Origin of the sequence: Streptomyces zhaozhouensis, from assembly GCF_900230195.1 — a bacterium.
Taxonomy (GTDB): Bacteria; Actinomycetota; Actinomycetes; order Streptomycetales; family Streptomycetaceae; genus Streptomyces; species Streptomyces zhaozhouensis.
The window spans coordinates 200,621-225,781 of sequence record NZ_OCNE01000001.1 but is presented as its reverse complement, the minus strand read 5'-3'; the positions used below and the strand labels follow the sequence as shown (position 1 = coordinate 225,781).

22 protein-coding genes are annotated in these 25,161 nt (G+C 74.1%); 19 read left to right on the top strand and 3 right to left on the bottom strand.

All coding sequences use genetic code 11. From position 1 onward, the window contains the following. Positions 1-243: 243 nt before the first annotated feature. Positions 244-1,791 carry a PstS family phosphate ABC transporter substrate-binding protein gene (locus CRP51_RS01065; RefSeq protein WP_097228990.1) on the bottom strand — a complete coding sequence of 516 codons (1,548 nt, stop codon included), beginning with the start codon at positions 1,789-1,791 and terminating at the stop codon, positions 244-246. A gap of 167 nt (positions 1,792-1,958) precedes the next feature. Here CRP51_RS01065 and CRP51_RS01060 point away from each other — a divergent pair, with 167 nt between their 5' ends. Beyond that, complete coding sequence (locus CRP51_RS01060) at positions 1,959-2,492, top strand: hypothetical protein (RefSeq protein ID WP_097228989.1); 534 nt, start codon at positions 1,959-1,961, stop codon at positions 2,490-2,492. Between the two features lie 76 nt (positions 2,493-2,568). Here the strand turns inward: CRP51_RS01060 and CRP51_RS01055 are convergent, their stop codons facing one another. Then, positions 2,569-3,204 carry a TIGR03085 family metal-binding protein gene (locus CRP51_RS01055; RefSeq protein ID WP_097228988.1) on the bottom strand — a complete coding sequence of 212 codons (636 nt, stop codon included), beginning with the start codon at positions 3,202-3,204 and terminating at the stop codon, positions 2,569-2,571. Positions 3,205-3,292: 88 nt separating this feature from the next. Here CRP51_RS01055 and hisI point away from each other — a divergent pair, with 88 nt between their 5' ends. From hisI to CRP51_RS00985, 14 genes are all read left to right on the top strand, one after another. Further along, positions 3,293-3,670 (top strand): phosphoribosyl-AMP cyclohydrolase, encoded by a 378-nt coding sequence (hisI, locus tag CRP51_RS01050; RefSeq protein ID WP_097228987.1) that lies wholly within the window; start codon positions 3,293-3,295, stop codon positions 3,668-3,670. Positions 3,671-3,742: 72 nt separating this feature from the next. Beyond that, positions 3,743-5,269, top strand: coding sequence for an anthranilate synthase component I (locus tag CRP51_RS01045; RefSeq protein WP_097228986.1), 1,527 nt, complete (start codon positions 3,743-3,745; stop codon positions 5,267-5,269). Positions 5,270-5,295: 26 nt separating this feature from the next. After that, positions 5,296-5,883 carry a TIGR02234 family membrane protein gene (locus tag CRP51_RS01040; RefSeq protein ID WP_245880292.1) on the top strand — a complete coding sequence of 196 codons (588 nt, stop codon included), beginning with the start codon at positions 5,296-5,298 and terminating at the stop codon, positions 5,881-5,883. A 131-nt stretch (positions 5,884-6,014) separates the two neighbouring features. Continuing rightward, positions 6,015-6,293, top strand: coding sequence for an HGxxPAAW family protein (locus CRP51_RS01035; protein ID WP_097228984.1), 279 nt, complete (start codon positions 6,015-6,017; stop codon positions 6,291-6,293). A gap of 63 nt (positions 6,294-6,356) precedes the next feature. Beyond that, positions 6,357-6,770, top strand: a complete 414-nt coding sequence (locus CRP51_RS01030) for a DUF2752 domain-containing protein (RefSeq protein WP_097228983.1) — start codon at positions 6,357-6,359, stop codon at positions 6,768-6,770. Between the two features lie 234 nt (positions 6,771-7,004). Next, on the top strand, positions 7,005-7,811 hold the full coding sequence (gene trpC / locus CRP51_RS01025; RefSeq protein ID WP_097228982.1) for an indole-3-glycerol phosphate synthase TrpC: 807 nt from the start codon (positions 7,005-7,007) through the stop codon (positions 7,809-7,811). Between the two features lie 6 nt (positions 7,812-7,817). Then, positions 7,818-8,036, top strand: coding sequence for a tryptophan biosynthesis modulator TrpM (trpM, locus tag CRP51_RS30155; RefSeq protein ID WP_097228981.1), 219 nt, complete (start codon positions 7,818-7,820; stop codon positions 8,034-8,036). Positions 8,037-8,247: 211 nt separating this feature from the next. Next, positions 8,248-9,489 carry a tryptophan synthase subunit beta gene (gene trpB / locus CRP51_RS01015; protein WP_097228980.1) on the top strand — a complete coding sequence of 414 codons (1,242 nt, stop codon included), beginning with the start codon at positions 8,248-8,250 and terminating at the stop codon, positions 9,487-9,489. Then, entirely contained in the window at positions 9,486-10,322 is an 837-nt protein-coding gene (trpA, locus tag CRP51_RS01010) for a tryptophan synthase subunit alpha (RefSeq protein ID WP_097228979.1), read from the top strand. The genes trpB and trpA overlap by 4 nt, the downstream gene beginning before the upstream one ends. An 89-nt stretch (positions 10,323-10,411) precedes the next feature. Next, positions 10,412-11,629, top strand: a complete 1,218-nt coding sequence (locus CRP51_RS01005; protein ID WP_097228978.1) for a DUF1266 domain-containing protein — start codon at positions 10,412-10,414, stop codon at positions 11,627-11,629. 108 nt (positions 11,630-11,737) lie between these two features. After that, positions 11,738-12,778, top strand: coding sequence for an NAD-dependent epimerase/dehydratase family protein (locus CRP51_RS01000; RefSeq protein ID WP_097228977.1), 1,041 nt, complete (start codon positions 11,738-11,740; stop codon positions 12,776-12,778). A 342-nt stretch (positions 12,779-13,120) separates the two neighbouring features. Further along, on the top strand, positions 13,121-13,795 hold the full coding sequence (locus CRP51_RS00995; RefSeq protein WP_097228976.1) for a glycosyltransferase family 2 protein: 675 nt from the start codon (positions 13,121-13,123) through the stop codon (positions 13,793-13,795). Continuing rightward, positions 13,792-14,457, top strand: a complete 666-nt coding sequence (locus tag CRP51_RS00990; protein WP_245880291.1) for a TIGR04282 family arsenosugar biosynthesis glycosyltransferase — start codon at positions 13,792-13,794, stop codon at positions 14,455-14,457. The genes CRP51_RS00995 and CRP51_RS00990 overlap by 4 nt, the downstream gene beginning before the upstream one ends. Then, a complete protein-coding gene (locus tag CRP51_RS00985) occupies positions 14,454-15,110 on the top strand; it encodes a methyltransferase domain-containing protein (protein ID WP_097228975.1) in 657 nt (218 codons plus the stop codon). The genes CRP51_RS00990 and CRP51_RS00985 overlap by 4 nt, the downstream gene beginning before the upstream one ends. Before the next feature lie 54 nt (positions 15,111-15,164). Here CRP51_RS00985 and CRP51_RS00980 read toward each other — a convergent pair whose 3' ends face one another. Further along, entirely contained in the window at positions 15,165-16,604 is a 1,440-nt protein-coding gene (locus CRP51_RS00980; RefSeq protein ID WP_170970386.1) for a hypothetical protein, read from the bottom strand. A 132-nt stretch (positions 16,605-16,736) separates the two neighbouring features. Between CRP51_RS00980 and CRP51_RS00975 the strand changes: the two genes are divergently transcribed. The 4 genes from CRP51_RS00975 (at position 16,737) to CRP51_RS00960 (ending at position 25,054) form a co-directional block, all read left to right on the top strand. Beyond that, positions 16,737-17,477: a DsbA family protein gene (locus CRP51_RS00975; RefSeq protein WP_097228973.1), complete on the top strand. Its 741-nt coding sequence runs from the start codon at positions 16,737-16,739 to the stop codon at positions 17,475-17,477. Between the two features lie 106 nt (positions 17,478-17,583). Next, positions 17,584-18,693 (top strand): prolipoprotein diacylglyceryl transferase, encoded by a 1,110-nt coding sequence (gene lgt / locus CRP51_RS00970; protein WP_097228972.1) that lies wholly within the window; start codon positions 17,584-17,586, stop codon positions 18,691-18,693. A 351-nt stretch (positions 18,694-19,044) separates the two neighbouring features. Further along, on the top strand, positions 19,045-23,601 hold the full coding sequence (gene gltB, locus CRP51_RS00965) for a glutamate synthase large subunit (RefSeq protein ID WP_097228971.1): 4,557 nt from the start codon (positions 19,045-19,047) through the stop codon (positions 23,599-23,601). Then, the gene (locus CRP51_RS00960; protein ID WP_097228970.1) at positions 23,594-25,054 is read left to right on the top strand and encodes a glutamate synthase subunit beta; all 1,461 of its coding nucleotides are present in this window, start codon (positions 23,594-23,596) and stop codon (positions 25,052-25,054) included. Before gltB ends, CRP51_RS00960 begins: the two co-directional genes overlap by 8 nt. Positions 25,055-25,161 lie beyond the last annotated feature (107 nt).

Here is a 25,161-nt window from a genome sequence, read left to right as displayed (position 1 = left end):
GGAAGGGGGCCCCAGCACCCGCCCCCCTGGGTGATCGGCGAGCGCTCGGGTCCCCGGAGTCTGGCAACGCCAACTCGTCCCCGTCAAGGGGTGTGCAGGCCGCACGGCACCCCGCCCGCCGTGTGCCGCGCCGCGCGTCCGCAGTGTCGAACGAGGCGCGGCGCAGCCGGCTCCCCGGGGCGGGCCATGGGCGTGAAACGCTTCATTGAACGCCCTCCGATCCGGGTATCGCGGGACGGTGCCTCACCCCTGGGCGACCGGCCGGCACAGGACCGGGTTCTGGAGCTCCGTGCAGGGGCGGTGGCCGTGGGCGCGGACGAGGTCGCGGCCGACCTCGTCGGTCAGATAGCGCAGAAAGCTCGCGGCCAGCGACTTCGCCGGCAACTCGCCGTAGGTGTAGGCGTACTCGGTCTCCCAGAACGGGTAGGCCCCGTAGTCGGCGGCCTCCGTCGACGCCTCGTGGCCGGAGAGCCTGACGCGGGGCAGGTTCTCGCGTTCCTGGGCCGCGCCCAGCTCGGCGTAGCCGAGCGCGCCCGGCGTCTCGGCCACCGTGTCCAACACCTCGGGCGTCGCGTCGCGTTCGCAGCGGGTCAGCCGGTCGCGTGCGCCCGGATCGCGGTCGCGGCAGTTGTCCGAGGTGCTGCCTGGCTCGCGGAAGCCGTCGAGCACCCGCTGCTGGAGGACCCGCCGGGTGCCGGACTTGTCGTCCCGGCCGACCAGGCGGATCGGCACGTCCTCGCCGCCCAGCTCGCCCCAGTTGGTCAGGCGTCCCTCGAAGATCGCCCTGACCTGCTCGGGGGTGAGGTCCAGGACGCCCGCCTCCTCGTTGATCACCAGAGTGAAGAGGGAGAGCGCGACGGGGCGCGGCAGCAGCCGGGGGTGGCCGTCGCCCTTCGGGCCGTCGGAGAACGCCAGCATGGACGGCTCGCCCCGCTCGTGCTCCCGGCCGGCGGATTCCAGCGCGTTCAGACCGTTGGCGCTGCCGTCGGCGGTGACGGTGATGCGGGAGCCGGGGCAGGTGTCCTCGTAGGCGGTCGCCGCCTCCTCCAGCACCGGCGCGAACGCCGTGGAACCGGTCAGGGCCAGCTCACCCGAGGCGCAGTCCAGCGGCGCGTTCTCGTCGCGGAGCGAGAGGAGCGACTGCGTGACGATGATGACCATCAGGAAGCAGACCAACGAGATGGCCGGCACCGAGGTGCCGGTGCGGCTCCGTGTCTCCGGGATGTCGCCCGAGCCGACGCCGCCCTTGATCCCGCCGATCACCTTGGGGGGCGCGAACTCGGCGCCCGCCGCCCGGGTCGCGCCCGGCTCGCGCTCCAACGCGGCCAACACCTTGTAGTGGGTGCCCCTGTTCATCGGGACCCGGGGCAACTGGATGACCCCGTTCCTGACATGCAGCCCCGAGTCGCCCTCGAACGACGGCCGCAGATAGGGGTGGCTCAGCTCGGTGACGACCAGTCCGGCCACCCGTCGGTCGGGGAAGACGACGCGGATGCCGACGCGGTCGTCGTCCAGGACCGCGTAGTCGGACTCGTCGATGTGGGTGGCGCCGTTGTTCTCGAAGCGCAGCAGCACGAACGAGGGGTCGAGCAACGGCGTGCCGCCGTCCCGTTCCAGCCGTTGCAGCGCGCCGGCGTACGCCGAGTGCACCTCGTCGCTGGCGATGGTGTCCATCTGCACGCGGTAGCCGAGGCGCTTGCGGCCGACGAAGACGAACTCGTAGAGCGCGGCGAGGATGGGGACCACCACACCGAGGACGGTGAGGAAGACGTCCCACCGAAGGATGTCCACCCGGCAAACGTATGACCTAGGTTGACGGGGCGTGGGCAAGGTGGGTGAGCCGTCGACGGCTGTTCATCCGGGCGTCAACCGGGCGCCGGCGCCCGCGCGGGACGCGGGGCGCGAGGGGCGTGCGCGCCGGAGCGCGCCGCGTCGGGCACACCGAACGGGAGAGACGGATGCGACTGAGGAACAGGCGGGCCCCCTTGCTGACGGCGGCCGTCGCCGCCCTGCTGCTGGGGGCGACCGCCCCGGCCGGGGCCACCACCGGGACGGACGGCGGGGGCTGGGAGCCGGCGCCCTCCGCGCCGTGGGAGATGCCGGCGGGGGAGCGCTGCGACGCGCCGGTCAGCGGCGTGCCGGTGGTGGACGAGGTCGAGCGGCTGGTGCTGGCCGCCCACGCGGACGGGACGCCGGCCACGGTGCTCTACCGGGGGCCGCTGGTGGTGCGCGTGACCAACGACGACACCGGCGCCACCCACGACACGGACATCGGCGGGACCGCGCTGGTGCGCTACGGGACCGACGGCTCCGAGCACTGGTCGGTGGCCGGGCCGGTGCTGGTCGGCGTCGCGGAGCACGGCGGCAACCTGGGCCGCGGCCTCTACACCGTCGACGGCCTGTTCACCCTGGAGATAGACGCCGACGGCTACCGCACCGTCACCCAGGCCGCGGGCGGGGTCGACGACCTCTGCGCGCGGGTCGGCGCCTGACGGCCCGACCGGCCCTACCGCCACCGTCGCGGGGGCGGCGCCGGTGCGCCCGGGCGCACCGGCGACCGCCGCGCGCTCAGGCGAGGCCGAGCTTCGCCTCCCTGGCCCGCGCGACCGCCTCCTCCTCGCCGTCGAACTCGACCTTCGCCACCCGCTGCCGGCCGAAGGCGAACAGCAGCAGCTCGCTCGGCTCGCCGGTCACCGTCACGACCGGGGTGCCCTTGTGCGCCACGACCGTCTGCCCGTTGGGCCGGCGCAGCACCAGGCCGACCGGACTGCGGCGGCCCAGCATCCGGCCCGAGGACTCCAGCCGGCGCCACAGCGCGTCGGCGAAGACCGGGTCGAGCGAGCGGGGCTTCCACTCCAGCCCGGTCCTGCGGACGTCCTCGCCGTGCACGAAGAACTCCACCGTGTTCGCCGCCTCGTCGACCTGCTTCAGCGAGAACGGCGAGACCTTCGAGGGACCGGACCTGAACATCTGGACCAACTCGTCGTACGGGCGGGCCGCGAACTCGCCCCGCACCCGCTCGCCCCTGGCGGCCAGCGGCTTGATCACCAGCCCGCCGGCCGCGTCGGCCCGGCGCTCCCGGACCACGAGGTGGGCGGCCAGATCCCGGGTGGTCCACCCCTCGCACAGGGTGGGGGCCTCCGGCCCGGCGGACTCCAACAGATCGGCGAGCAACAGGCGTTCACGCTTGGCATGGGTAGACATGACCCCAGGGTATGACCTCCCGCTGACAACGCAGCGTAACCGCGCGGACGCGCCCGTCACGGGCCCCGGCGCGAGGCAGAATGGGGCCATGTCCCGCACCCCGCCCCCTCGGCTCGCCCCCGAGATCGCCGCGCGCCTCAAGCGGAACGCCGACGGCCTCTTCCCCGCGATCGCCCAGCAGCACGACACCGGAGAGGTGCTGATGCTCGGCTGGATGGACGACGAGGCCCTGCGCCGCACGCTGGTCACCGGCCGTTGCACGTACTACAGCCGCAGCCGCCGGGAGTACTGGGCCAAGGGCGACACCTCGGGCCACGTGCAGCACGTCAAGTCGGTCGCGCTGGACTGCGACGGGGACACCGTGCTGGTCAGGGTCGACCAGGTCGGCGCGGCCTGCCACACCGGTGACCGCACCTGCTTCGACGCCGACGAACTGCCGCTCGGCGGGGGCGCGGAGACCGCCTGACCGGCGCGCGGAGCGTTCCCGGCGGCCCGGAGGGTCGCCCGCTGTCAGCGGTGTCGCCTAGGCTCAACGGCCATGACCACTGAGGACATCGACCGTTTCCGGGTGCTCGCCAAGGAACGCCGGGTCATCCCGGTGACCCGTCGCCTCCTCGCCGACGGCGACACCCCGGTCGGCCTGTACCGCAAGCTGGCCGCCGGCCGGCCCGGCACGTTCCTGCTGGAGTCCGCGGAGAACGGCCGCACCTGGTCCCGTTACTCCTTCGTCGGCGTGCGCAGCGCGGCCACGCTCACCGTGCGTGACGGGCAGGCGCACTGGGTCGGCAGGCCGCCGGTCGGGGTGCCGGTGGAGGGGGACCCGTTGACCGTGCTGCGGGAGACGCTGCGGGTGCTGCACACGCCGCGCGACCCGGAGCTGCCGCCGTTCACCGGGGGGCTCGTCGGCTATCTCGGCTACGACGTGGTGCGCCGGCTGGAGTCCATCGGCGAGGACACGGTGGACGACCTGCGGCTGCCCGAGCTGACGATGCTCCTCGCCTCCGATCTCGCGGTGCTCGACCACCGCGACGGCACGGTGCTGCTGATCGCCAACGCCTTCAGCGACCTGCCGCTCGGCGAGGACGAGGAGCGGCTCGCCGAGGTGCACGCCGACGCGGTGGCGCGGCTGGACGCCATGGCCGCCGACCTGACGCGTCCGGTCGCGATGAGCGCCGTCGCGCTGCCGCCCAGCGAACTGCCGCCCTTCACCGCGAGGTTCGGCGGGGAGCGGTACCGGAGCGCCGTGGAGGCGGTGAAGGAGTACGTGCGGGCGGGCGACGCGTTCCAGGTGGTGCCCTCCCAGCGGTTCGAGACGCCGTGCGCCGCCGGCGCGCTGGACGTCTACCGGGTGCTGCGCACCACCAACCCGAGCCCCTACATGTATCTCTTCCGGTTCGCGGGCGAGGCGGGGGAGAGCGGCTTCGACGTGGTCGGCTCCAGCCCCGAGGCCCTGGTCAAGGTGACGGAGGGCCGCGCCATGCTGCACCCCATCGCGGGCACCAGGCCGCGCGGGGCGACCCCGGGCGAGGACGCGGCGCTCGGCGCCGAGCTGCTGGCCGACCCCAAGGAGCGCGCCGAGCACCTGATGCTCGTCGACCTCGGCCGCAACGACCTCGGGCGGGTCTCGGTGCCCGGCACCGTCGAGGTCGTCGACTTCATGTCGGTCGAGCGGTACAGCCACGTGATGCACATCGTCTCCACGGTCACGGGGCAGTTGGCCGAGGGCCGCACCGCGTTCGACGCGCTCACCGCCTGCTTCCCGGCCGGCACGCTCTCGGGCGCGCCGAAGCCGCGCGCCATGGAGATCATCGAAGAGCTGGAGCCGACCCGGCGGGGGGTCTACGGGGGCTGCGTCGGCTACCTCGACTTCGCGGGCGACGCGGACACCGCGATCGCCATCCGCACCGCCGTGCTGCGGGACGGCGTGGCCCATGTGCAGGCCGGCGCGGGGGTGGTCGCGGACTCCGATCCGGTCGCCGAGGACACCGAGTGCGCCAACAAGGCGGCGGCCGTGCTCAGGGCGGTGGCCACGGCCGGGAGGTTGCGCGGTAGCGTGGAAGCGTGAGCCGAAACCCGTCCGACAGTGCCAGGGTGTCGCGCCGTGCACTCGGCGCGGCGCTGCTGAGCGGCGCGGCCGGGGCAGCCGTCGTGCTGGTCTCGGCCGGTCAGACCTGGGGCGAGGGGGATGCCCAGGGCGGCGGCGGCGAGCTGCCGGTGACGGCCAGCGGGAGCGCGGTCTCCGGGCTGCCGAGCGCGTTGGCGCTGGTCGGCCTCGCCGCGCTGGTCGCGGTCTTCGCGGTGCGCGGCACCGGCCGGTTCGTGGTGGCCTCGGTGCTGGCGCTCAGCGGCGCCGGCTCGATCGGCGCCGCGCTGCTGGGCTACGGCGACACGGAGGCGCTGGACCGCGCGGCGGCCGAGGCGATGGGCATCTCGGACGTGGCGGTGACCTCGGTGAGCCACACCGGCTGGCCCTGGTTCTCCGCGTTGGGCGGGCTGTTGCTGCTGTGCGCCGGCCTGTTGGCGCTGAGCTACGGCCGGCAGTGGCCGGCCATGTCCAGCCGTTACGAGCGCGGCGGCCGCGAGGCGCGCGGCCGGCGGGGCGGTCGCGGCGGCGCGGGCGACCCCGAGCGGCCCGAGGACATCTGGCGCGCGCTGGACCGGGGCGAGGACCCCACCTGACCGGCCGGCCCCGTGCCGCCCCGGGGCGCGTGGTGACGCACCCCACCCGTCACGCCGTGAACGGCCTGCCACAATGGAGGGGGGCGCGGGACGTGAGCGCCCGGCACCTTTTCTTTCCCAGAGGAGCGCACATGGCGGGCCAGCACGACCACGGACACACCCCTGCCGCCTGGACGGCGGTGACCATCGCCTTCATCGGGTTCTGCCTCGGCAGCTACTTCACCGTCGTCGCGCAGCCGTGGGGCGTCGCGGCCAGCGGTGTGGTGCTGGTGCTGGCCGGCGTGGTCGGTCTCGTGATGCGGGCGATGGGCCTCGGCCAGCAGCCGGCCCCGGCGCGGGCCGCGAAGCCGGCCGTCGCGGCCGAGCCCGCGCCGGTCGTCGAGCCGGCGACGCCGGCCGCCGCCGGCTGACGGGGGCCGCCGACCGGCCCACTTCCGCACGCGCGGTGCCGCGGCGGTGGTGAGACTGGTCACATGCGGCAACGACAGCGACTTCTCGACGCGGGAGCACCACTGGCCGCCGTCGCCCTGGGGGGCGCGGCGGTCGGTTGCGTCGTGGTCAGGGACCCGACGCGGGCCGGGAGCTTCCCGCCCTGTCCGCTGCTGACCGGGTGGGGCGTGCACTGCCCGGGGTGCGGCGGGTTGCGGGCCGTGCACGCCCTGGCGCACGGGGAGTGGTCGGCGGCGTGGCACGCGAACGCGTTGGTGGTCGTCGGCGGGGTGCTCGTCGGGCTGGGGCTGCTGGCGTGGCTGGCCGCGGCCCTGGCCGGCGTCTCGTGGCGGGTGACTCCGCCGGCCTGGGCCGGGTGGACGGCGCTGGCCGGCGCGACGGCGTTCACGCTGCTGCGCAACGTGCCGCCCGGCGCGTTCCTCGCGCCCGGGGGGTAGGGGCGACGACGGCGGTCCCGCCCGGTGGGGCGGGTGGCCGCCCGCGCCCCGGTGCGGGGTGGGGCGGTGGGCCGAGCGCGGCTCTTGAGCGGGTCGATACCGCGCTGACCAGGGGTTTCGCGGGGTGGGTGCAGGTCCCTGCGTTCTGCGTGGGCGGGTGGTGAGGGGGCGGCGGGCGGCGGATACTATCGGTGGGGATTGCTCTCCCCACACCGACAGGAAGGGGCCGGTCGCGTGAGTGTGCTCGACGAGATCATCGAGGGAGTCCGCGCCGACCTCGCAGAGCGGCAGGCGCGGGTCTCTCTTGACCAGCTCAAGGAGCGCGCCGCCGCGGCCCCCCCGGCGAAGGACGGGGTGGCCGCCCTCAAGGGGGACAGCGTCACCGTCATCTGCGAGGTCAAGCGCTCCAGCCCGTCCAAGGGCGCGCTGGCCGCGATCGCCGACCCGGCCGGTCTCGCCGCCGACTACGAGGCGGGCGGCGCCGCCGCCATCTCCGTGCTGACCGAGCGCCGCCGCTTCGGCGGCTCGCTCGCGGACCTCTCCGAGGTGCGCGCCCGGGTGGACGTCCCGGTGCTGCGCAAGGACTTCGTCGTCACCTCCTACCAGCTGTGGGAGGCCCGCGCGCACGGCGCGGACCTGGTGCTGCTGATCGTCGCGGCGCTGGACCAGCCGGCGCTGGTCTCGCTCGTGGAGCGCGCCGAGTCGATCGGCCTGACGCCCCTGGTCGAGGTGCACGACGAGGACGAGGTGGAGCGCGCGGTGGACGCCGGCGCCCGGATCATCGGGGTGAACGCCCGGGACCTGCGCACGCTCCAGGTCGACCGGTCCACCTTCGAGCGGGTGGCGCCCGAGATCCCGGAGGGGATCGTCCGGGTCGCCGAGTCCGGGGTGCGCGGCCCGCACGACCTGATCGCCTACGCCAACGAGGGCGCCGACGCCGTGCTAGTCGGCGAGTCCCTGGTGACCGGCCGTGACCCGCGCACGGCCGTCGCCGACCTGGTCGCCGCCGGCGCCCACCCCGCCCTGCGGCAGGGGCGCTGAGCCGTCATGCCCGCCGCCCCCTCCGCCGAGCGCGCCCCCGCGCCGCCCCGAGACCGCCGCGACCGCGCGGTCGGGCGGATAGCGGTGCGCGGCGCCAGGGGCGCACGCCCGCGCGGCCCCCGCGCGCCCGCGCGCCGGGTGCTCGGCCGTCGGGTGCGGTATCACATCGGCTGCGAGCCCGGTCAGATCAGCGGTCGCCGATGGCCGGCCGCCCCCCGGGCCTGACCGGCCCCCGTCCCCAGGGGACGCGACGCGCGGCCCCGTCGCACGGCGCCGCGCCGCCCCCGCACCCCCTCACGCGCCACCGCGCGCCCCGGCGTCCCGCCGGGCGCCCCGGCGCGTTCCAAGCGTTTCCCGTCGCTTTCGTACCGCTTCGTACCGCTTCGCTCCGCGCGCCTCCCGAGTCGCGCGCCGTCCCGGAAGGCAGCAGTCACCCATGTCCGCCGAGTACTTCCATCCCGACCACGAAGGCGAGGTGCCCGACGCGCGCGGGTACTTCGGCGCCTTCGGCGGCACCTTCGTCCCGGAGGCCCTGCGGGCCGCCATGGACGAGGTCGCCGACGCCTACGAGAAGGCCAGGAACGACCCCGCCTTCGTCGCCGAGCTGGACGACCTGATGGTCAACTACGCCGGCCGTCCGAGCCCGCTCACCGAGGTGCCGCGGTTCGCCGAGCACGCCGGCGGCGCCCGGGTCTTCCTCAAGCGCGAGGACCTCAACCACACCGGCTCGCACAAGATCAACAACGTGCTGGGTCAGGCGCTGCTCACCCGCCGGATGGGCAAGACCCGGGTGATCGCCGAGACCGGCGCCGGGCAGCACGGCGTCGCCACCGCGACCGCCTGCGCGCTCTTCGGCCTGAAGTGCACCATCTACATGGGGGAGATCGACACCGAGCGCCAGGCGCTCAACGTCGCCCGGATGCGGATGCTGGGCGCCGAGGTGATCGCCGTCTCCTCGGGGAGCCGCACCCTGAAGGACGCCATCAACGAGGCGTTCCGCGAGTGGGTGGCCACCGTCGACGAGACCCACTACCTGTTCGGGACGGCGGCCGGGCCGCACCCGTTCCCCGCACTGGTGCGGGACTTCCACCGGGTGATCGGCGTCGAGGCCAGGCGGCAGATCCAGGAGCGGGTCGGCCGGCTGCCGGACGCCGTGGTGGCCTGCGTCGGCGGCGGCTCCAACGCCATCGGCCTCTTCCACCCCTTCGTGGCCGACGCCGACGTGCGGCTGGTCGGCTGCGAGGCGGCCGGCCACGGCGTGGAGTCCGGGGAGCACGCGGCGACGCTGACCGCCGGCGAGCCCGGCATCCTGCACGGCTCGCGTTCGTTCGTCCTCCAGGACGACGAGGGCCAGATCACCGAGCCGTACTCGATCTCCGCCGGTCTCGACTACCCCGGCATCGGTCCCGAGCACGCCCATCTCAAGGCGAGCGGGCGCGGCGAGTACCGCCCGGTCACCGACGCACGGGCGATGGAGGCGCTGCGGCTGCTCTCCCGCACCGAGGGCATCATTCCGGCCATCGAGTCGGCCCACGCGCTGGCCGGCGCGCTGGAACTGGGCCGCGAGCTCGGCGAGGACGCCGTGCTGGTGGTCAACCTCTCGGGCCGCGGCGACAAGGACATGGACACCGCCGCCCGGTACTTCGGGCTCTACGACGGCGAGGAGAACGACCGGTGAGCGAGCAGCAGACGGCAGGCGGACGACTCGACCTGCTGAGCGCCACACTGGCCGACACGGCCGCGGCCGGCCGCGCCGCGCTCGTCGGCTACTACCCGGCCGGCTTCCCCACCGTGGACGGCGCGGTGCGCGCCGCGACCGCCATGGTGGAGGGCGGCTGCGACATCGTGGAGATCGGGCTGCCGCACAGCGACCCGGTGCTGGACGGCCCGGTGATCCAGACCGCCGACGACATCGCGCTGCGCGGCGGGGTGCGGATCGCGGACGTGCTGCGCACCGTGCGCGAGGTGCACGCGGCGACGGGCGTCCCGGTGCTGGTGATGACCTACTGGAACCCGGTGGACCGCTACGGCCCCGAGCGTTTCGCCGCGGAGCTGGCCGAGGCGGGAGGCGCCGGGTGCATCCTGCCCGACCTGCCCGTCGAGGAGTCCGACGCCTGGCGCAAGGCGGCCGAACAGCACTCCCTCGCCACGGTGTTCGTGGTCGCGCCGAGCAGCAGGGACGAGCGGCTGGCCACCATCACGGCGGCCGGCAGCGGCTTCGTCTACGCGGCCTCGCTGATGGGCGTCACCGGCGGTCGGGCCGCCGTCAGCGCCCAGGCGGCCACCCTGGTCGAACGGACCAGGGCCACCACCGAACTGCCCGTCTGCGTCGGCCTCGGTGTCTCCAACGAGGCGCAGGCGGCGCAGGTCGCCGGGTTCGCGGACGGGGTGATCGTGGGCTCCGCCTTCGTGAAGGTGGTGCTCGAACACGAGGGCGACGAGCCCGGCGCCCTGGCGCGACTGCGCTCCCTGGCCGGCGAGTTGGCGCGGGGCGTGCGCTCCGGGCGCTGAGGCGCGCGATGGCGTGAAACGCCCAGCCGGGGCGCGGTGCCGTGAGCGCCCGCGCCCCGGCCCCCGGACCCGACCGGTACAGTCGGTCCATGGGGATCGAGGGGACCGCGGAGGACATAGCCTGGCAGCCGCCGACCACCGTGGAGGAGCGGCTCTACCAGGCGGGGCTCCAGGCGGACTGGCCGGCGTACTTCGAGGTCGTGGCGGGCACCGACCTCTTTCTGCCCACGTCGCGTGATCTGGCGGACGCGGTGCCGGGACGGCTGCGGTTCAGCCCGTTCCACCACCCCGAGGTCAAGGGGCTGTGTTTGCCCGTCTACACCCGGGGGATGCTGCCGCCGCCCGTCGACGACGGGGTCTTCGAGCGTTCCTCGCTGGCCGACCTCGCGAAGTACTGGCCCCGGCCGGCGCGTTGGCTCGCGGTCAACCCGGGCACCCCGGTGGAGACGCTGCTGCCGGCCGAGCCGCGCAAGTGGAAGCGGCAGGCGAAGCACGGCGCCGAGGAGCGCCAGCTGAAGACGCTCTGGACGGGGCACCGCGGCGGCCCCATGGCGCACGGTCTGGCCTGCGGCGCCCTGCTGATGGTGAACAACGCGGCCATCTGGAACCACATGGGCTGGCAGAGCGGCGGCTACACCGAGGAGAAGGAGCTGCTGCGCTCCTGGTGGGGCGTGGGGAACCGGGCGCAGTGGCAGGAGATACTGCGCCGGCTGCTGGGCGGTCAGGTCATCTCGCCCGCCTGGGAGTTCGTGCTGCGGGTGCGGCAGGCGATGGTCCGGGAGTACGGGGCGACCCCGAACCCGGTGGCCTGGCGGGAGGCGGCCGAGCGGGTGCTGCTCTCCCGCACCGCCGAGGTGGTGGACCGCACGGGCCGGCCGCCCGAGTTCGACCTGGACGCCGACATCGCGCTGGCCCACGAGCTGATCGGCCAGGTGCTGCGGTACGAGTCCCGGTTCCGCGCCGACGGGCTGCTGACCGACGACGGCTGCGTGCGTTCCGTCCTCGCCTGGGACATGGGGCGGGCCTCCTGCATGGCGCGTTGGGGCCTGGGCGCGCGCTTCGCCGAGCCGCACGAGACCGAGCAGGCGGTGCTGCGGGCCGGCGAGGGGGCGCGCCAGGTCTACGACTCGTGGGGCGAGTTCGCCGCCGGCTATGTGCTGGGGCGCTGTCTGCACTTCGACAGCGAGGAGTTCGGCGACTGGTACACGGAGATGGTCGACGTCTTCCGCATCCTGACGACCGACCCGGAGAGCCCCTGGCTGAGCGTCCCCTGGGAGCAGCCGGCGGTCGACCTGACCGAGCGCTGAGCGCGGACGCCCCGGCCGCGCCGGGGAGTTCGCCCGGCCGGCGGGCGACTCGGGCGCGGCGCGCGGTAATCCGCCGGTATCGCCCGACAAGGGCCTAGCGTGACCGTTATGCGTGTACTGGTCACCGGAGGAGCCGGTTTCATCGGCTCGCACATCGTGGAAGAGTTGCTGACCGCCGGCCACGAGCCGACGGTGCTCGATATCCGCCCGCCCGTGCCGGGCGAGCCCTTCGCACAAGTCCCCTGGGTCCGCGCGGACATCCGCGACCCGCAGGCGCTGGCCCGCGCGCTGCCGGGGATGGACGCGGTCTGCCACCAGGCCGCCATGGTCGGCCTCGGCAAGGACTTCTCGGACGCGCCCGAGTATGTCGCCGTCAACGACCTGGGCACGGCCGGGCTGCTGGCCGCGATGGTCGACGCCGGGGTGCGCGACCTGCTGCTGGCCGGCTCGATGGTGGTCTACGGCGAGGGCCGTTACGACTGCCTGCGGCACGGTCAGGTCAGGCCGGGTCCGCGCCGGGTGGCCGACCTGGACGTGGGGCGCTTCGAGCCCCCGTGCCCGGAGTGCGGCGCGCCGCTGGTCCCCGGGCTGGTCGAGGAGGACGAGCCCGTCGACCCGCGCAGCGTCTACGCCGCCACCAAGCTGGCCCAGGAGAACCTGGCCTCGGCCTGGGCGCGGGACGTCGGAGGGCGGGCGACCGTGCTGCGCTACCACAACGTCTACGGCGACCGGATGCCGCGCGACACGCCCTACGCGGGGGTCGCGGCGTTCTTCCGCTCGTCGCTGGAGGCGGGCCAGCCGCCGCGGGTCTTCGAAGACGGCGCGCAGCGGCGGGACTTCGTCCATGTCACGGACGTCGCCAGGGCCAACGCGGTGGCGCTGGCCGCCCTCGCCGACCGGCGCGCCGGCAGCGTGCGGGCCTACAACACCGGCAGCGGGCAGCCGCACACCGTCGGGGAGCTGGCCGCGGCCCTGTCGGCGGCGCGCGGCGGCCCCGCGCCCGAGGTCACCGGCGCGTACCGGCTCGGCGACGTGCGGCACATCACCGCCTCGTCGGCCCGGCTCCACAAGGAGCTGAACTGGTCGCCCCGCGTCGGGTTCGAGGAGGGCGTGACCCGCTTCGCGAACGCCCCGCTGCGCGCCGTCTGAGCCCCCGCTCCCCGCCTGCCCACGCCGGCCGCGAACCGCCCGGCGGGGGTGGGATTTTCCCGCCGGTCCTTCGCGGGGCCTTCGCCGTTCCTCCGCCGGTCTTTCCTCGGCCGCCCGCCGGTTCACCGATGCGGGCGTCGTTCCGGGGGAGGAAAACCACCGCTTCGAGTGGCATGGCCGGCGCGTTGGCCCGCGCGTCCCCCACCCGCCCCCGGCGGCGGGACACACTCCCCGGCACACCTGCGCCCGTCGCGCGCCCCGGGCGCCGGCCGCGACGCGAGGAATCGAACGCCGGGTTTTATCAGCGGTGTTGTCCAGGTATACGGCGAATGTCTTCGTAGGGTGTGCGGGGTGACCAACCATTCATCCCCGCAGGGCGACCTGGTGCTGCCCTGCCTGAACGAGGCCGAGGCGCTGCCGTGGGTCCTCGACCGGGTCCCCGAGGGCTGGCGGGCCGTCGTGGTGGACAACGGCTCGACCGACGGCTCCGCCCGGATCGCCGAACGGCTGGGCGCCCACGTGGTGTTCGAGCCGCGCCGCGGCTTCGGCGCCGCCTGCCACGCCGGGCTGCTGGCCGCCACCGCCGAGCTGGTGGCGTTCTGCGACTGCGACGCGACCCTCGACCCGGGCGAACTGCCGCGGGTCGCGGCCCCGGTGGCGCGCGGCGAGGCCGACCTGGTGCTGGCCCGCCGCCGCCCGACCGACCGGGGCGCCTGGCCGCTGCACGCCAGGGTCGGCAACCAGGCGCTCTCCCGGCTGGTGCGCCGCCGCACCGGGCTGCGCCTGCGCGATCTCGGGCCGATGCGGGTGGCCCGCAGACAGGCCCTGCTGGCCCTGGACCTGACCGACCGGCGCAGCGGCTACCCGCTCCAGATGGTGGTGGGCGCCGTCGACGCCGGCTGGCGGGTGGTGGAGACCGAGGTGCCCTACCGGACCCGCGTCGGCGCCTCCAAGGTGACCGGCACCTGGCGCGGGACCTGGCACGCCGTGCACGACATGCGGGAGGTACTGAAGTGAGCACTTCGCCGGCCGGCCCCACGCTGCTGGTCATCGCCAAGGAGCCCGTCCCCGGGCGGGTCAAGACGCGGTTGACGCCGCCGTTCACCCCGGAGGAGGCGGCCGCGCTCGCCGAGGCGGCGCTCGCCGACACCCTCGCCACGCTGCTGCGGGTCCCCGCGCCCCGGCGGGTGCTGGTGCTCCAGGGCCGCCCCGGGCCGTGGCTGCCGCCCGGCTACGCCGTGGTGCCGCAGTGCGGCGGCGGCCTCGACCGGCGGATCGCGGCCGCGTTCGCCGGGTGTACCGGGCCCACCCTGCTGGTGGGCATGGACACCCCGCAACTGACCCCCCAGCTGCTGGCCCCGGCCACCGGGCCCGACAGCTGGCCGCCGGGGCGCGCCTGGTTCGGTCCCGCCGAGGACGGCGGCTTCTGGGCCCTCGGCCTCGCCGAGCCGCGCCCCGACCTGGTGCTCGGCGTGCCGATGTCGACACCCGACACCGGCCGCCTCCAGCGGCTGCGGCTCCGCGAGGCCGGTCTCGACGTGCGCGCCCTGCCGCCGCTGCGCGACGTGGACACGGCCGCCGACGCGGCCGAGGTCGCCGCCGCGCGACCCGGTGGACGGTTCGCCGCCGCCCACGCGCGGCTGGCGCCCGGGCCCGTGGCGGGGGGCCGGAACCGATGACGACGACGGCCGCGACCACGACCGCCTGGTCGACCGACCCCTACACGCTGGCGCTGCGCGCCGGCCGGGGCCCGCTCTTCCTGCGCCGTTCCGACGGCCACCGGCTGCGCCTGGAGGTCGAACGCTGGTGCGCCCGCCCCGACGCCGCCGACCGCACCGTGCTCGACCGCTGCGTGGGCACCGTGCTCGACGTGGGCTGCGGACCGGGCCGCATGGTGGCGGCGCTGGCCGGGCGGGCCGCCAGAGCGCTCGGCATCGACACCGCCTGGGCGGCCGTGCGGCACACCCGCGACCACGGCGGGGTCGCGCTGCACGCCTCAGTCTTCGACGCGCTCCCCGACGAGGGCGGCTGGGACAGCCTGCTGCTGATGGACGGCAACGTCGGCATCGGCGGTGACCCGCCGACGCTCCTGCGCCGTCTGGGCCAACTGGCGACGCCCGGCGGGCTGCTGCTGGTGGAGGCGGCGGACACCGAGGTGGACGAGCGGTTTCTGGCCTGGCTCGACGACGGCCGGGGCGGTACCAGCCCCGCGTTCCCCTGGGCCCGGGTCGGCGCCCGGGCGCTCTGCTCCCACGCGGAGGCGGCCGGCTGGGACCCGGTCGCCCACTGGACGGCCGGGTCCCGCGCGTTCCTGGCGCTGCGCCGGGGCTGACCCACCCCCGGTCCGCCCCTGGCGGGCCGGGGACGAACCCGCCCCCGCGAGGGGCTACCAGGTGGTCCGGTAGAGGTGGTTGACCAGTAGCGCCATCACCACCTGCGCGACCAGCCACCACCGCGCCCGCCGCGGCGGCAGCAGCGCCGTCAGCGGCAGCAGCCACATCACGAACGGCAGCCAGATCCGTTCCGTCTCCGCCTTGCTCATCCCCGACAGGTCGGCCACCAGCAGCGCGCCCAGCGCCGAACCCGACAGCACCACCAGCGCCCGGTACCCGCGCACCACCGGGCGCCCCGGCGCCAACTCCCGCAGCGCGCCGGCGAGTCGGGGCCCCCACTGCCACAGCGCCGCCGCCGTCGCCAGCCCCACCGTCAACACCTGGGCCGCGAGATTCGCCCAGACGAAGTAACCGTAGGGGCGTTGCCCGCCGGCGCCCGCGAAGTAGCGGTCCACCAGCACCTGGTACCCCTCGTACCACCAGAAGCCGCCCGCGGTGAAGACCGCCACCCAGGCCGCCACCCCCAGCAGCACATAGGGCAACGGCCGCCACGTCCTGGTCAGCGCCAGCACCGCGACGCCGACCAGCGCCATCAGCGTCAGCCCGTAGGACAGGTAGCACAGCAGCCCGAAGAGCACCCCGGAGCCGAGGGCCGCCCCGCGCCAACGCCACCCCGGCCCGCGCCGCGCGCCGCGCCCCGCCAGCGCCAGCAGCGCCACCGCCCACGCGGCGACCGCGGCGAAGTACGCGTCCGCCGAGACCCCGAGCCACACCGCCGCGGGCGCCAGCACCAGGAACGGCGCCGCCCGCCGCGCCAGCCGCTCCCCGGAGAGCAGCCGCACGGTGAGCAGCACGGCGGCCGGGATGGTCGCCGCCCACACCACGCAGAACAGCGACGCCCAGATCCCGCCGTGCAGCCCGATCCGGTCCAGCAGCGCGAACGTCAGCGTGGCGCCCGGCGGATGCCCCGCCACGTGCGCCGGCCAGTTGTCCACCGCGTCGATCGGGATGCGGTCGACGAACCCCTCGAGGAAGTGCCCCCACCCCGGCATCGCGTTGACCTCGCCGACCGAGCGCAGATACTCGTGCTTGGTCTCCAGGTTGTTGACCACCCCCCGGTGCCAGCCGTCGATCCAGGCCAGCGTGAGCAGCCACCCCGTCGACCCCGCCCAGCTCGCCGCCAGCAGCCAGCGCCACGGCAGCCGTCGCGCCAGCGCCGGCCCGTAGAGCACCCCGAGCCCCGCCAGCAGCAGTGCCGGCACGGTGCCGGGACCCACGTGCGGCGCCCAGCTCGCCAGCAGCGGCGGCGACTGGAGGCGCAGCCGGTCGCCGTCGTTGAGGGCCGTGCCGATCACCGCCGACGCGGCGAAGAGCACGGCGGCGACGGCCGCCGCCACCCACTCCCCGCGCCATCCCGCGTCCGGCGGATCGGGCACCGGCGGCTCCACCGCCTCCACCCGGGTACCGACCTGTTCTCTGGGCGGCTGTCGCACGCCCGCTGGCTCAACGCTCGGAGATCTCACACCGGGACAAACGAGACGAACCGTGCCGCGTCACCGGGTCGCCCGGCCGGACGCGCCCGTTCCGGGGCGTGTCCTGGCCGCCCCGGTGTCGTTTGGCCAGGCGTGAGCGCACGGAATCGAGAGGCACAGCGCAGCGCCAGGGAGCGACTGCGGGAGGAACGCGAACGGCAGCGCGCCGGGGAGCGGCGGCTGCGGCTGGTGAAGATCGGCGGCATCGCCGCGCTGGTCCTGGCCATCGCCGCCGGAGCCGGCTTCCTGGCGGCCGGCGACGGCAGCGACGACGACAACGCGGGCCCGGCGGCCGAGCCCATCACCGTCGGGGAGCGCGAGGCGCCGGCGGTGCTGACGATCTACGAGGACTTCCGCTGCCCCGCCTGCGCGCAGTTCGAGAACGCCTTCCGGTCGACGATCAACGAGCTGACCGAGTCCGGCCAGCTCCGTGTCGACTACCACCTGGTCACCATCATCGACGGCAACATGCGGGGCAACGGCTCCCGCTACGCGGCCAACGCGGCGGCCTGCGCCCGCGACCAGGGGGCCTTCCCGGAATACCACGACCTCCTCTTCCAGAACCAGCCGGCCGAGACGGACGACGCCTTCGCCGACAAGTCCCGGCTGATCGACCTGGCCAGGGACGTCGACGCGCTGGACAACGACGCGTTCCGCTCCTGCGTCCAGGACGGCACGCACGACGACTGGGCCAGCCGTTCCAACGCGGACTTCCTGGACGGCGACTTCAACGCGACCCCGACGGTGCTGCTCAACGGCGAGCGGATGGGCCAGGGCGGTGACCCCCTGACGCCGGAGTTCCTCCGCGACAGCGTCGCGGAGCTGGCCGGCTGAGCCGCCCCGGCGGCGGTGTCGGTCGGGGCGCCAGGGTCCACGATCGGCCGGTGGGGCGGCCTAGTTCAGCCCTCGCGCGCGGCCCGGTGGTAGCGTCGGCTGCACCATGGAGATCCTTGCCTCAATCCCCAGTCCGGGCACCAGCGAGATCGAGCTGGGGCCGCTGCCGCTGCGTGGCTACGCGGTATGCATCATCATCGGCGTCTTCCTGGCCATCTGGCTGGGCGGCCGGCGGTGGACGCAGCGCGGCGGGCAGCCGGGAACGGTCGCGGACATCGCCGTCTGGGCGGTGCCGTTCGGCCTGATCGGCGCGCGGATCTACCACGTCGTCACCGACCACCAGCTGTACTTCGACGAGGGCCGCGACCCCGTCGACGCGTTCAAGATCTGGGACGGCGGCATCGGCATCTGGGGCGCGATCGCCGGTGGCGCGCTGGGCGCGTGGGTCGCCTGCCGCCGCCGGGGGATCGCGCTGCCGCCGATGGCGGACGCGATCGCGCCGGGGATCGCGTTCGCGCAGGCCATCGGCCGCTGGGGCAACTGGTTCAACCAGGAGCTCTACGGTCGTCCAACCGATGTGCCCTGGGCTCTTCATATCGACGAGGAGAACATTTCCCCAGAGTTTCGGGGTGTTTATGACACGTTCCACCCGACCTTCCTCTACGAGTCCCTGTGGTGCGTGGGCGTCGGCGTGCTGGTGATCTGGGCCGACCGCCGCTTCCGGCTCGGCCACGGGCGATCGTTCGCGCTCTATGTCGCGGCGTACACGGTGGGCCGGTTCTGGATCGAGTACCTGCGGATCGACGAGGCCCACGAGTTCCTCGGGCTGCGGCTCAACAACTGGACGTCGATCGTCGTCTTCCTCGGCGCCGTCGCCTACCTGGTGGTCTCCGCCCGCCGCCACCCCGGCCGCGAGGAGGCCGTCGAGCCGTCGCCGGACGACCCGACGGCCCCGGAGAGCGCCGAGTCCGCCGAGCCGAAGGACGCCACCGCGAAGGACGCCACCGCGAAGGACGTCGAGCCGAAGGACAGCGAGTCCGCCGGTGCGGCGCCCGAGAAGGCGGCGAAGACCGAGAAGGCGGACGAGCCGGAGGGCGCCGGCCGGGGCGACGGCCTCGCCAAGGACACGGCCACGGCCACGGCCACGGACGCCGAGGCGGCTGACGCCGACGCCGACGCCGACGAGAAGAGCGTCAAGGCCAGCACCGAGAAGTAGGCCCTTCTCCCGCTCCGCCGCACCCCGCCGACGCCGCCCGGCACCACCGGGCGGCGTTGGCCTGTTCGGGCTTTTCGGGGGCGGACTTGTTTCCCGTGGGTTTCGCTCCGTCGACGGCGGGCATGTGCCAGTACGCCCTCAGGACATCGGCGTCCTCGGCTCCCAGCGACCACGAGGCCCAAAACGGCCCATACCGTCGCGACCACACGCGCAGAAGTCCGTATCGTGGACTGTGCTATCCGCTTCCCGGGAATCGGGTCATCGTGTAATCTGCACGAAAATTTAACGAACGCCAGGGCCAACGTCGTCCCTCGTAAGTCCACAGAGACCAAGACGACGACGGGAGAGCCGATGCGTTCTGCGTCCCACCCGGTCAAGCAGGGGATGTACGACCCGCGCCACGAGCACGACGCGTGTGGCGTCGGCTTTGTCGCCACCCTCACCGGCGAGCCCAGCCATCAGCTGGTCGACCAGGCACTCGCCGTCCTGCGCAATCTCGAACACCGTGGGGCCACCGGCTCGGACCCGGACACCGGCGACGGCGCCGGCATCCTCCTCCAGATCCCGGACGGTTTCCTCCGGGAGAGCGTCTCCTTCGCGCTGCCGGCCGCCGGCGGGTACGCCGTGGGCATGGCGTTCCTCCCCGCCGAGGAACCCGGGCTGGCCGCCGCCGTCGCCCGGGTGGAGGAGATCGCCGCCGAGGAGGGGCTGACCGTCGTCGGCTGGCGCGAGGTACCGACCGCGCCGCAACTGCTGGGGGCCGCCGCCCGCGCCACCATGCCGACGTTCCGGCAGCTCTTCGTCGCCGACGCGCGGGACGGCCGCACCGGTCTGGAGCTGGACCGGATCGTCTTCGCGCTGCGCAAGCGCGCCGAGCGCGAGGCCGGCGTCTACTTCCCCTCGCTCTCCAGCCGCACCCTGGTCTACAAGGGGATGCTGACCACCGGGCAGCTGGAGCCGTTCTACCCGGACCTCTCCGACCGCCGGCTGACCAGCGCCGTCGCGCTGGTCCACTCGCGGTTCTCCACCAACACCTTCCCGTCCTGGCCGCTGGCCCACCCGTACCGCTTCGTCGCGCACAACGGCGAGATCAACACCGTCCAGGGCAACCGCAACTGGATGCGCGCCCGGGAGTCGCAGCTGGCCACCGGCCTCTTCGGGGACCCCGAGCGGCTGTCGCGGGTCTTCCCGGTCTGCACCCCCGAGGCGTCGGACTCCGCGACGTTCGACGAGGTGCTGGAGCTGCTGCACCTCGGCGGCCGTTCGCTGCCGCACGCGGTGCTGATGATGGTCCCCGAGGCGTGGGAGAACCACCCGTCGATGGACCCGGCCAGGCGGGCGTTCTACCAGTACCACTCCACGATGATGGAGCCCTGGGACGGTCCGGCCTGCGTCACGTTCACCGACGGCGTCCAGGTCGGCGCGGTGCTGGACCGCAACGGGCTGCGCCCCGGCCGCTACTGGGTCACCGACGAGGGCTTCGTCGTGCTCTCCTCCGAGGTCGGCGTGCTGGACATCGACCCCGCCAGGGTGGTGCGCAAGGGGCGCCTCCAGCCGGGCCGGATGTTCCTGGTGGACACCGCGGAGCACCGGATCATCGAGGACGACGAGATCAAGGAGCGGCTGGCCGCCGAGCACCCGTACGCGGAGTGGCTGGAGGACGGCCTGATCGACCTGGCCGACCTGCCGCAGCGCGAGCACGTCGTGCACACCCACGCCTCCGTCGCCCGCCGGCAGCAGACCTTCGGCTACACCGAGGAGGAGCTGCGGGTCCTGCTCACCCCGATGGCGAAGACCGGCGCCGAGCCCATCGGCTCGATGGGCACCGACACCCCGATCGCCGCGCTCTCGGACCGGCCACGGCTGATCTTCGACTACTTCACCCAGCTGTTCGCGCAGGTCACCAACCCGCCGCTGGACGCCATCCGCGAGGAGCTGGTCACCTCGCTGCTCTCCTCGCTCGGCCCGCAGGGCAACCTGCTGGAGCCGACCGCCGCGTCCTGTCGCAGCGTGACGCTGCCGTTCCCGGTGATCGACAACGACGAGCTGGCCAAGCTCATCCACATCAACGCCGACGAGGAGCTGCCCGGCTTCGCCTCCACCACGCTCTCCGGGCTCTACCGGGTCTCCGGCGGCGGCGAGGCGCTGGCCAGGCGGCTGGACGAGATCTGCGCCGAGGCGGAAGCGGCGATCAACGAGGGCGCGCGGATCGTCGTGCTCTCCGACCGGCACTCGGACGCCGAGCACGCGCCGATCCCCTCGCTGCTGCTCACCTCGGCCGTGCACCACCACCTGATCCGCACCAAGCAGCGCACCCAGGTGGGGCTGCTGGTGGAGGCGGGCGACGTGCGCGAGGTGCACCACGTCGCGCTGCTGATCGGCTACGGCGCCGCCGCCGTCAACCCGTACCTGGCGATGGAGTCCGTCGAGGACCTGGTCAGCCGGGGCACCTACCTGCCGGGGGTGGACGCCGAGACCGCGATCGGGAACCTGATCAAGGCGCTCGGCAAGGGCGTGCTGAAGGTGATGTCCAAGATGGGCATCTCCACGGTCGCCTCCTACCGGGGCGCGCAGGTCTTCGAGGCGATCGGGCTGGACGCGGCCTTCGTCGACCGCTACTTCCAGGGCACCACCACCAAGATCGGCGGCGCCGACCTCGACGTGGTGGCCCGCGAGGTCGCCGCCCGGCACGCCGCCGCCTACCCGGCCTCCGGGGTGGCGTCCGCGCACCGCACGCTGGAGATCGGCGGCGAGTACCAGTGGCGGCGCGAGGGCGAGCCGCACCTCTTCGACCCGGAGGCGGTCTTCCGGCTCCAGCACTCGACGCGCGAGGGGCGCTACGACGTCTTCCGCCAGTACACCTCGCGGGTGAACGAGCAGGCCGAGCGGCTGATGACGCTGCGCGGGCTGTTCCGGCTGCGGGAGGGCGAGCGCCCCGCGGTGCCGTTGGACGAGGTCGAGCCCGTGAGCGAGATCGTCAGGCGGTTCTCCACCGGCGCCATGAGCTACGGCTCCATCTCGCAGGAGGCGCACGAGACGCTGGCCATCGCGATGAACCGGCTGGGCGCCAAGTCCAACACCGGCGAGGGCGGCGAGGACCCGGAGCGGCTGGTCGACCCGGAGCGGCGCAGCGCGATCAAGCAGGTCGCTTCCGGCCGGTTCGGTGTGACCAGCGAGTACCTGGTGCACGCCGACGACATCCAGATCAAGATGGCGCAGGGCGCCAAGCCGGGCGAGGGCGGGCAGCTGCCCGGCCACAAGGTCTATCCGTGGGTGGCCAGGACCCGGCACTCGACGCCGGGCGTCGGCCTGATCTCGCCGCCGCCGCACCACGACATCTACTCGATCGAGGACCTGGCGCAGCTGATCCACGACCTGAAGAACGCCAACCCGGCGGCCCGCATCCACGTGAAGCTGGTCTCCGAGGTCGGCGTGGGCACCGTCGCCGCCGGCGTCTCCAAGGCGCACGCCGACGTGGTGCTGATCTCGGGACACGACGGCGGCACCGGCGCCTCGCCGCTGACCTCGCTCAAGCACGCGGGCGGCCCCTGGGAGCTGGGCCTCGCCGAGACGCAGCAGACCCTGCTGCTCAACGGCCTGCGGGACCGCATCGTGGTGCAGACCGACGGACAGCTGAAGACCGGCCGCGACGTGCTGATCGCCGCGCTCCTCGGCGCCGAGGAGTACGGCTTCGCGACGGCGCCGCTGGTGGTCTCCGGCTGTGTGCTGATGCGCGTCTGCCACCTGGACACCTGCCCGGTGGGGATCGCCACGCAGAACCCGGAGCTGCGGCAGCGGTTCACCGGGAAGCCGGAGTTCGTCGTCAACTTCTTCGAGTTCGTCGCCGAGGAGGTCCGCGAGCTGCTGGCCGAGCTGGGCTTCCGCAGCCTCGACGAGGCGATCGGCCACGCCGAGCTGCTGGACGTCTCCCGGGCCGTCGACCACTGGAAGGCGCGGGGTCTTGACCTGGAGCCGCTGCTCCACGTGCCCGAGCTGCCGGACGGCGCGCACCGTCGCCGGGTCGTCGAGCAGGACCACGGTCTGGCGAAGGCGCTGGACAACCAGCTGATCAAGCTGTCCGCCGACGCGCTCTCCGCCGAGCGGCCGGAGGACGCCCAGCCGGTCCGGGCGCAGGTCGCGGTCCGCAACATCAACCGCACCGTGGGCACCATGTTGGGCAACGCGGTGACCCGCCGCTTCGGCGGGGCCGGGCTCCCGGACGGCACGGTGGACATCACGTTCACCGGCTCCGCCGGCCAGTCGTTCGGGGCGTTCGTGCCGCGCGGGATCACCCTGCGGCTGGAGGGCGACGCCAACGACTACGTGGGCAAGGGCCTCTCCGGCGGCCGGCTCGTGGTCAGGCCGGACCGGGGCGCCGACCATCTGCCCGAGTTCTCCACCATCGCGGGGAACACCATCGCCTACGGCGCGACCGGCGGCGAGATCTTCCTGCGGGGCCGGGTGGGGGAGCGGTTCTGCGTGCGGAACTCGGGCGCCACGGTCGTCGCCGAGGGCGTGGGCGACCACGGCTGCGAGTACATGACCGGCGGCCGGGCCGTCGTGCTCGGTGACACCGGGCGGAACTTCGCGGCCGGCATGTCCGGGGGCGTCGCCTATGTGGTCGATCTCGATCCGGACCTGGTCAACCACGGAATGGTCGCGATCGAACCGCTGGAGACGGACGATCAGGAGTGGCTGCGCGACGTGCTGCGCCGCCACGCGGAGGAGACCGGCTCCACCGTCGCGGACCGGCTGCTGAAGGACTGGGACAGCGCGCTGGTCCGGTTCAGCAAGATCATGCCCACCACCTACAAGGCCGTGCTCGCCGCCAAGGACGCCGCCGAGCGGGCCGGACTCAGCGAGTCCGAGACCCACGAGAAGATGATGGAGGCGGCGACCCATGGCTGACCCGAAGGGCTTTCTCACCACCGGCCGCGAGGTCGCCGAGACCCGCCCGGTCGACGAGCGCGTCAGGGACTGGAACGAGGTCTACGTCCCCGGCTCGCTGCTGCCGGTCATCAGCAAGCAGGCCGGCCGCTGCATGGACTGCGGCGTGCCGTTCTGCCACAGCGGCTGTCCGCTGGGCAACCTGATCCCCGAGTGGAACGACTACGCCTACCGGGGGGACTGGGCGGCGGCCAGCGAGCGGCTGCACGCGACCAACAACTTCCCGGAGTTCACCGGGCGGCTGTGCCCCGCGCCCTGCGAGTCGGCGTGTGTGCTGGGCATCAACCGCCCGGCGGTCACCATCAAGAACGTCGAGGTCACCATCGTCGACAAGGCGTGGGAGGCGGGGGACGTCACCCCGCAGCCGCCCGAGCGGCTCTCCGGCAAGACCGTCGCCGTGATCGGCTCGGGCCCGGCGGGGCTCGCCGCGGCGCAGCAGCTGACCCGCGCCGGGCACACGGTCGCCGTCTACGAGCGCGCCGACCGGATCGGGGGCCTGCTGCGGTACGGCATCCCCGAGTTCAAGATGGAGAAGCGGCACCTCAACCGCCGCGTCGAGCAGATGCGCGCCGAGGGCACCAAGTTCCGCACCGAGGTGGAGATCGGCCGCGACGTGGACGCGGCCAAGCTCCGCCGCCGCTACGACGCCGTGGTGATCGCCGCCGGCGCGACGGCCGCGCGCGACCTGCCCGTCCCCGGGCGGGAGCTCAACGGCGTGCACCAGGCGATGGAGTACCTGCCGCTGGCCAACAAGGTGCAGGAGGGCGACCTCACCCGGGCCCCGATCTCCGCCGAGGGCAAGCACGTGGTGGTCATCGGCGGCGGCGACACCGGCGCCGACTGCGTCGGCACCGCGCACCGGCAGGGCGCCGCCTCCGTCACCCAGCTGGAGATCATGCCGCGCCCGTCCGAGGACCGGCAGCCGCACCAGCCGTGGCCGACGTTCCCGATGCTCTACAAGGTCACCTCCGCGCACGAGGAGGGCGGCGAGCGGGTCTACTCGGTCTCCACGACCCGCTTCGAGGGCGACGAGGAGGGCAACGTCCAGTGGCTCCACCTGATCGAGGTGGAGTTCGTGGACGGCAGGCTGGAGCAGAAGGCCGGCACCGAGCGGCGCATCCCCGCCCAGCTGGTGACCCTGGCCATGGGCTTCACCGGCACCGACCAGGAGAACGGCCTGGTGCGGCAGTTCGGCCTCGAACTGGACGGCCGGGGCAACATCGTCCGCGACGCCAGCTACGCGACCGGTGTCGACGGCGTCTTCGTCGCCGGTGACGCCGGGCGCGGCCAGTCGCTGATCGTCTGGGCGATCGCCGAGGGCCGCGCGGCGGCGCGCGGCGTCGACCGGTATCTGACCGGCCAGTCCACGCTGCCCTACCCGGTCCGGCCGACCGACCGCGCGTTGGCGGTCTGAGCCGTCCCCACCGTCCGAACGGCCCGGCGGCCGTTCGGCGCGAGCGTGCCGTACAACGGGGTACGGACACAGCCGGCGCCCGCCCCTCCCCGACCGAGGGCGGGCGC

Excerpts from the sequence above, each read along its gene's own strand:
- trpB (WP_097228980.1), top strand. The coding sequence starts at position 8,248 with ATGTCCGCCGAGTACTTCCATCCCGACCACGAAGGCGAGGTGCCCGAC.
- lgt (WP_097228972.1), top strand. The coding sequence starts at position 17,584 with ATGGAGATCCTTGCCTCAATCCCCAGTCCGGGCACCAGCGAGATCGAG.
- CRP51_RS01055 (WP_097228988.1), bottom strand. The coding sequence starts at position 3,204 with ATGTCTACCCATGCCAAGCGTGAACGCCTGTTGCTCGCCGATCTGTTG.
- trpM (WP_097228981.1), top strand. The coding sequence starts at position 7,818 with ATGCCCGCCGCCCCCTCCGCCGAGCGCGCCCCCGCGCCGCCCCGAGAC.
- CRP51_RS01005 (WP_097228978.1), top strand. The coding sequence starts at position 10,412 with ATGGGGATCGAGGGGACCGCGGAGGACATAGCCTGGCAGCCGCCGACC.
- CRP51_RS01035 (WP_097228984.1), top strand. The coding sequence starts at position 6,015 with ATGGCGGGCCAGCACGACCACGGACACACCCCTGCCGCCTGGACGGCG.
- CRP51_RS01000 (WP_097228977.1), top strand. The coding sequence starts at position 11,738 with ATGCGTGTACTGGTCACCGGAGGAGCCGGTTTCATCGGCTCGCACATC.
- hisI (WP_097228987.1), top strand. The coding sequence starts at position 3,293 with ATGTCCCGCACCCCGCCCCCTCGGCTCGCCCCCGAGATCGCCGCGCGC.
- CRP51_RS01060 (WP_097228989.1), top strand. The coding sequence starts at position 1,959 with ATGCGACTGAGGAACAGGCGGGCCCCCTTGCTGACGGCGGCCGTCGCC.
- CRP51_RS01045 (WP_097228986.1), top strand. The coding sequence starts at position 3,743 with ATGACCACTGAGGACATCGACCGTTTCCGGGTGCTCGCCAAGGAACGC.
- gltB (WP_097228971.1), top strand. The coding sequence starts at position 19,045 with ATGCGTTCTGCGTCCCACCCGGTCAAGCAGGGGATGTACGACCCGCGC.
- CRP51_RS00960 (WP_097228970.1), top strand. The coding sequence starts at position 23,594 with ATGGCTGACCCGAAGGGCTTTCTCACCACCGGCCGCGAGGTCGCCGAG.
- CRP51_RS00985 (WP_097228975.1), top strand. The coding sequence starts at position 14,454 with ATGACGACGACGGCCGCGACCACGACCGCCTGGTCGACCGACCCCTAC.
- CRP51_RS01030 (WP_097228983.1), top strand. The coding sequence starts at position 6,357 with ATGCGGCAACGACAGCGACTTCTCGACGCGGGAGCACCACTGGCCGCC.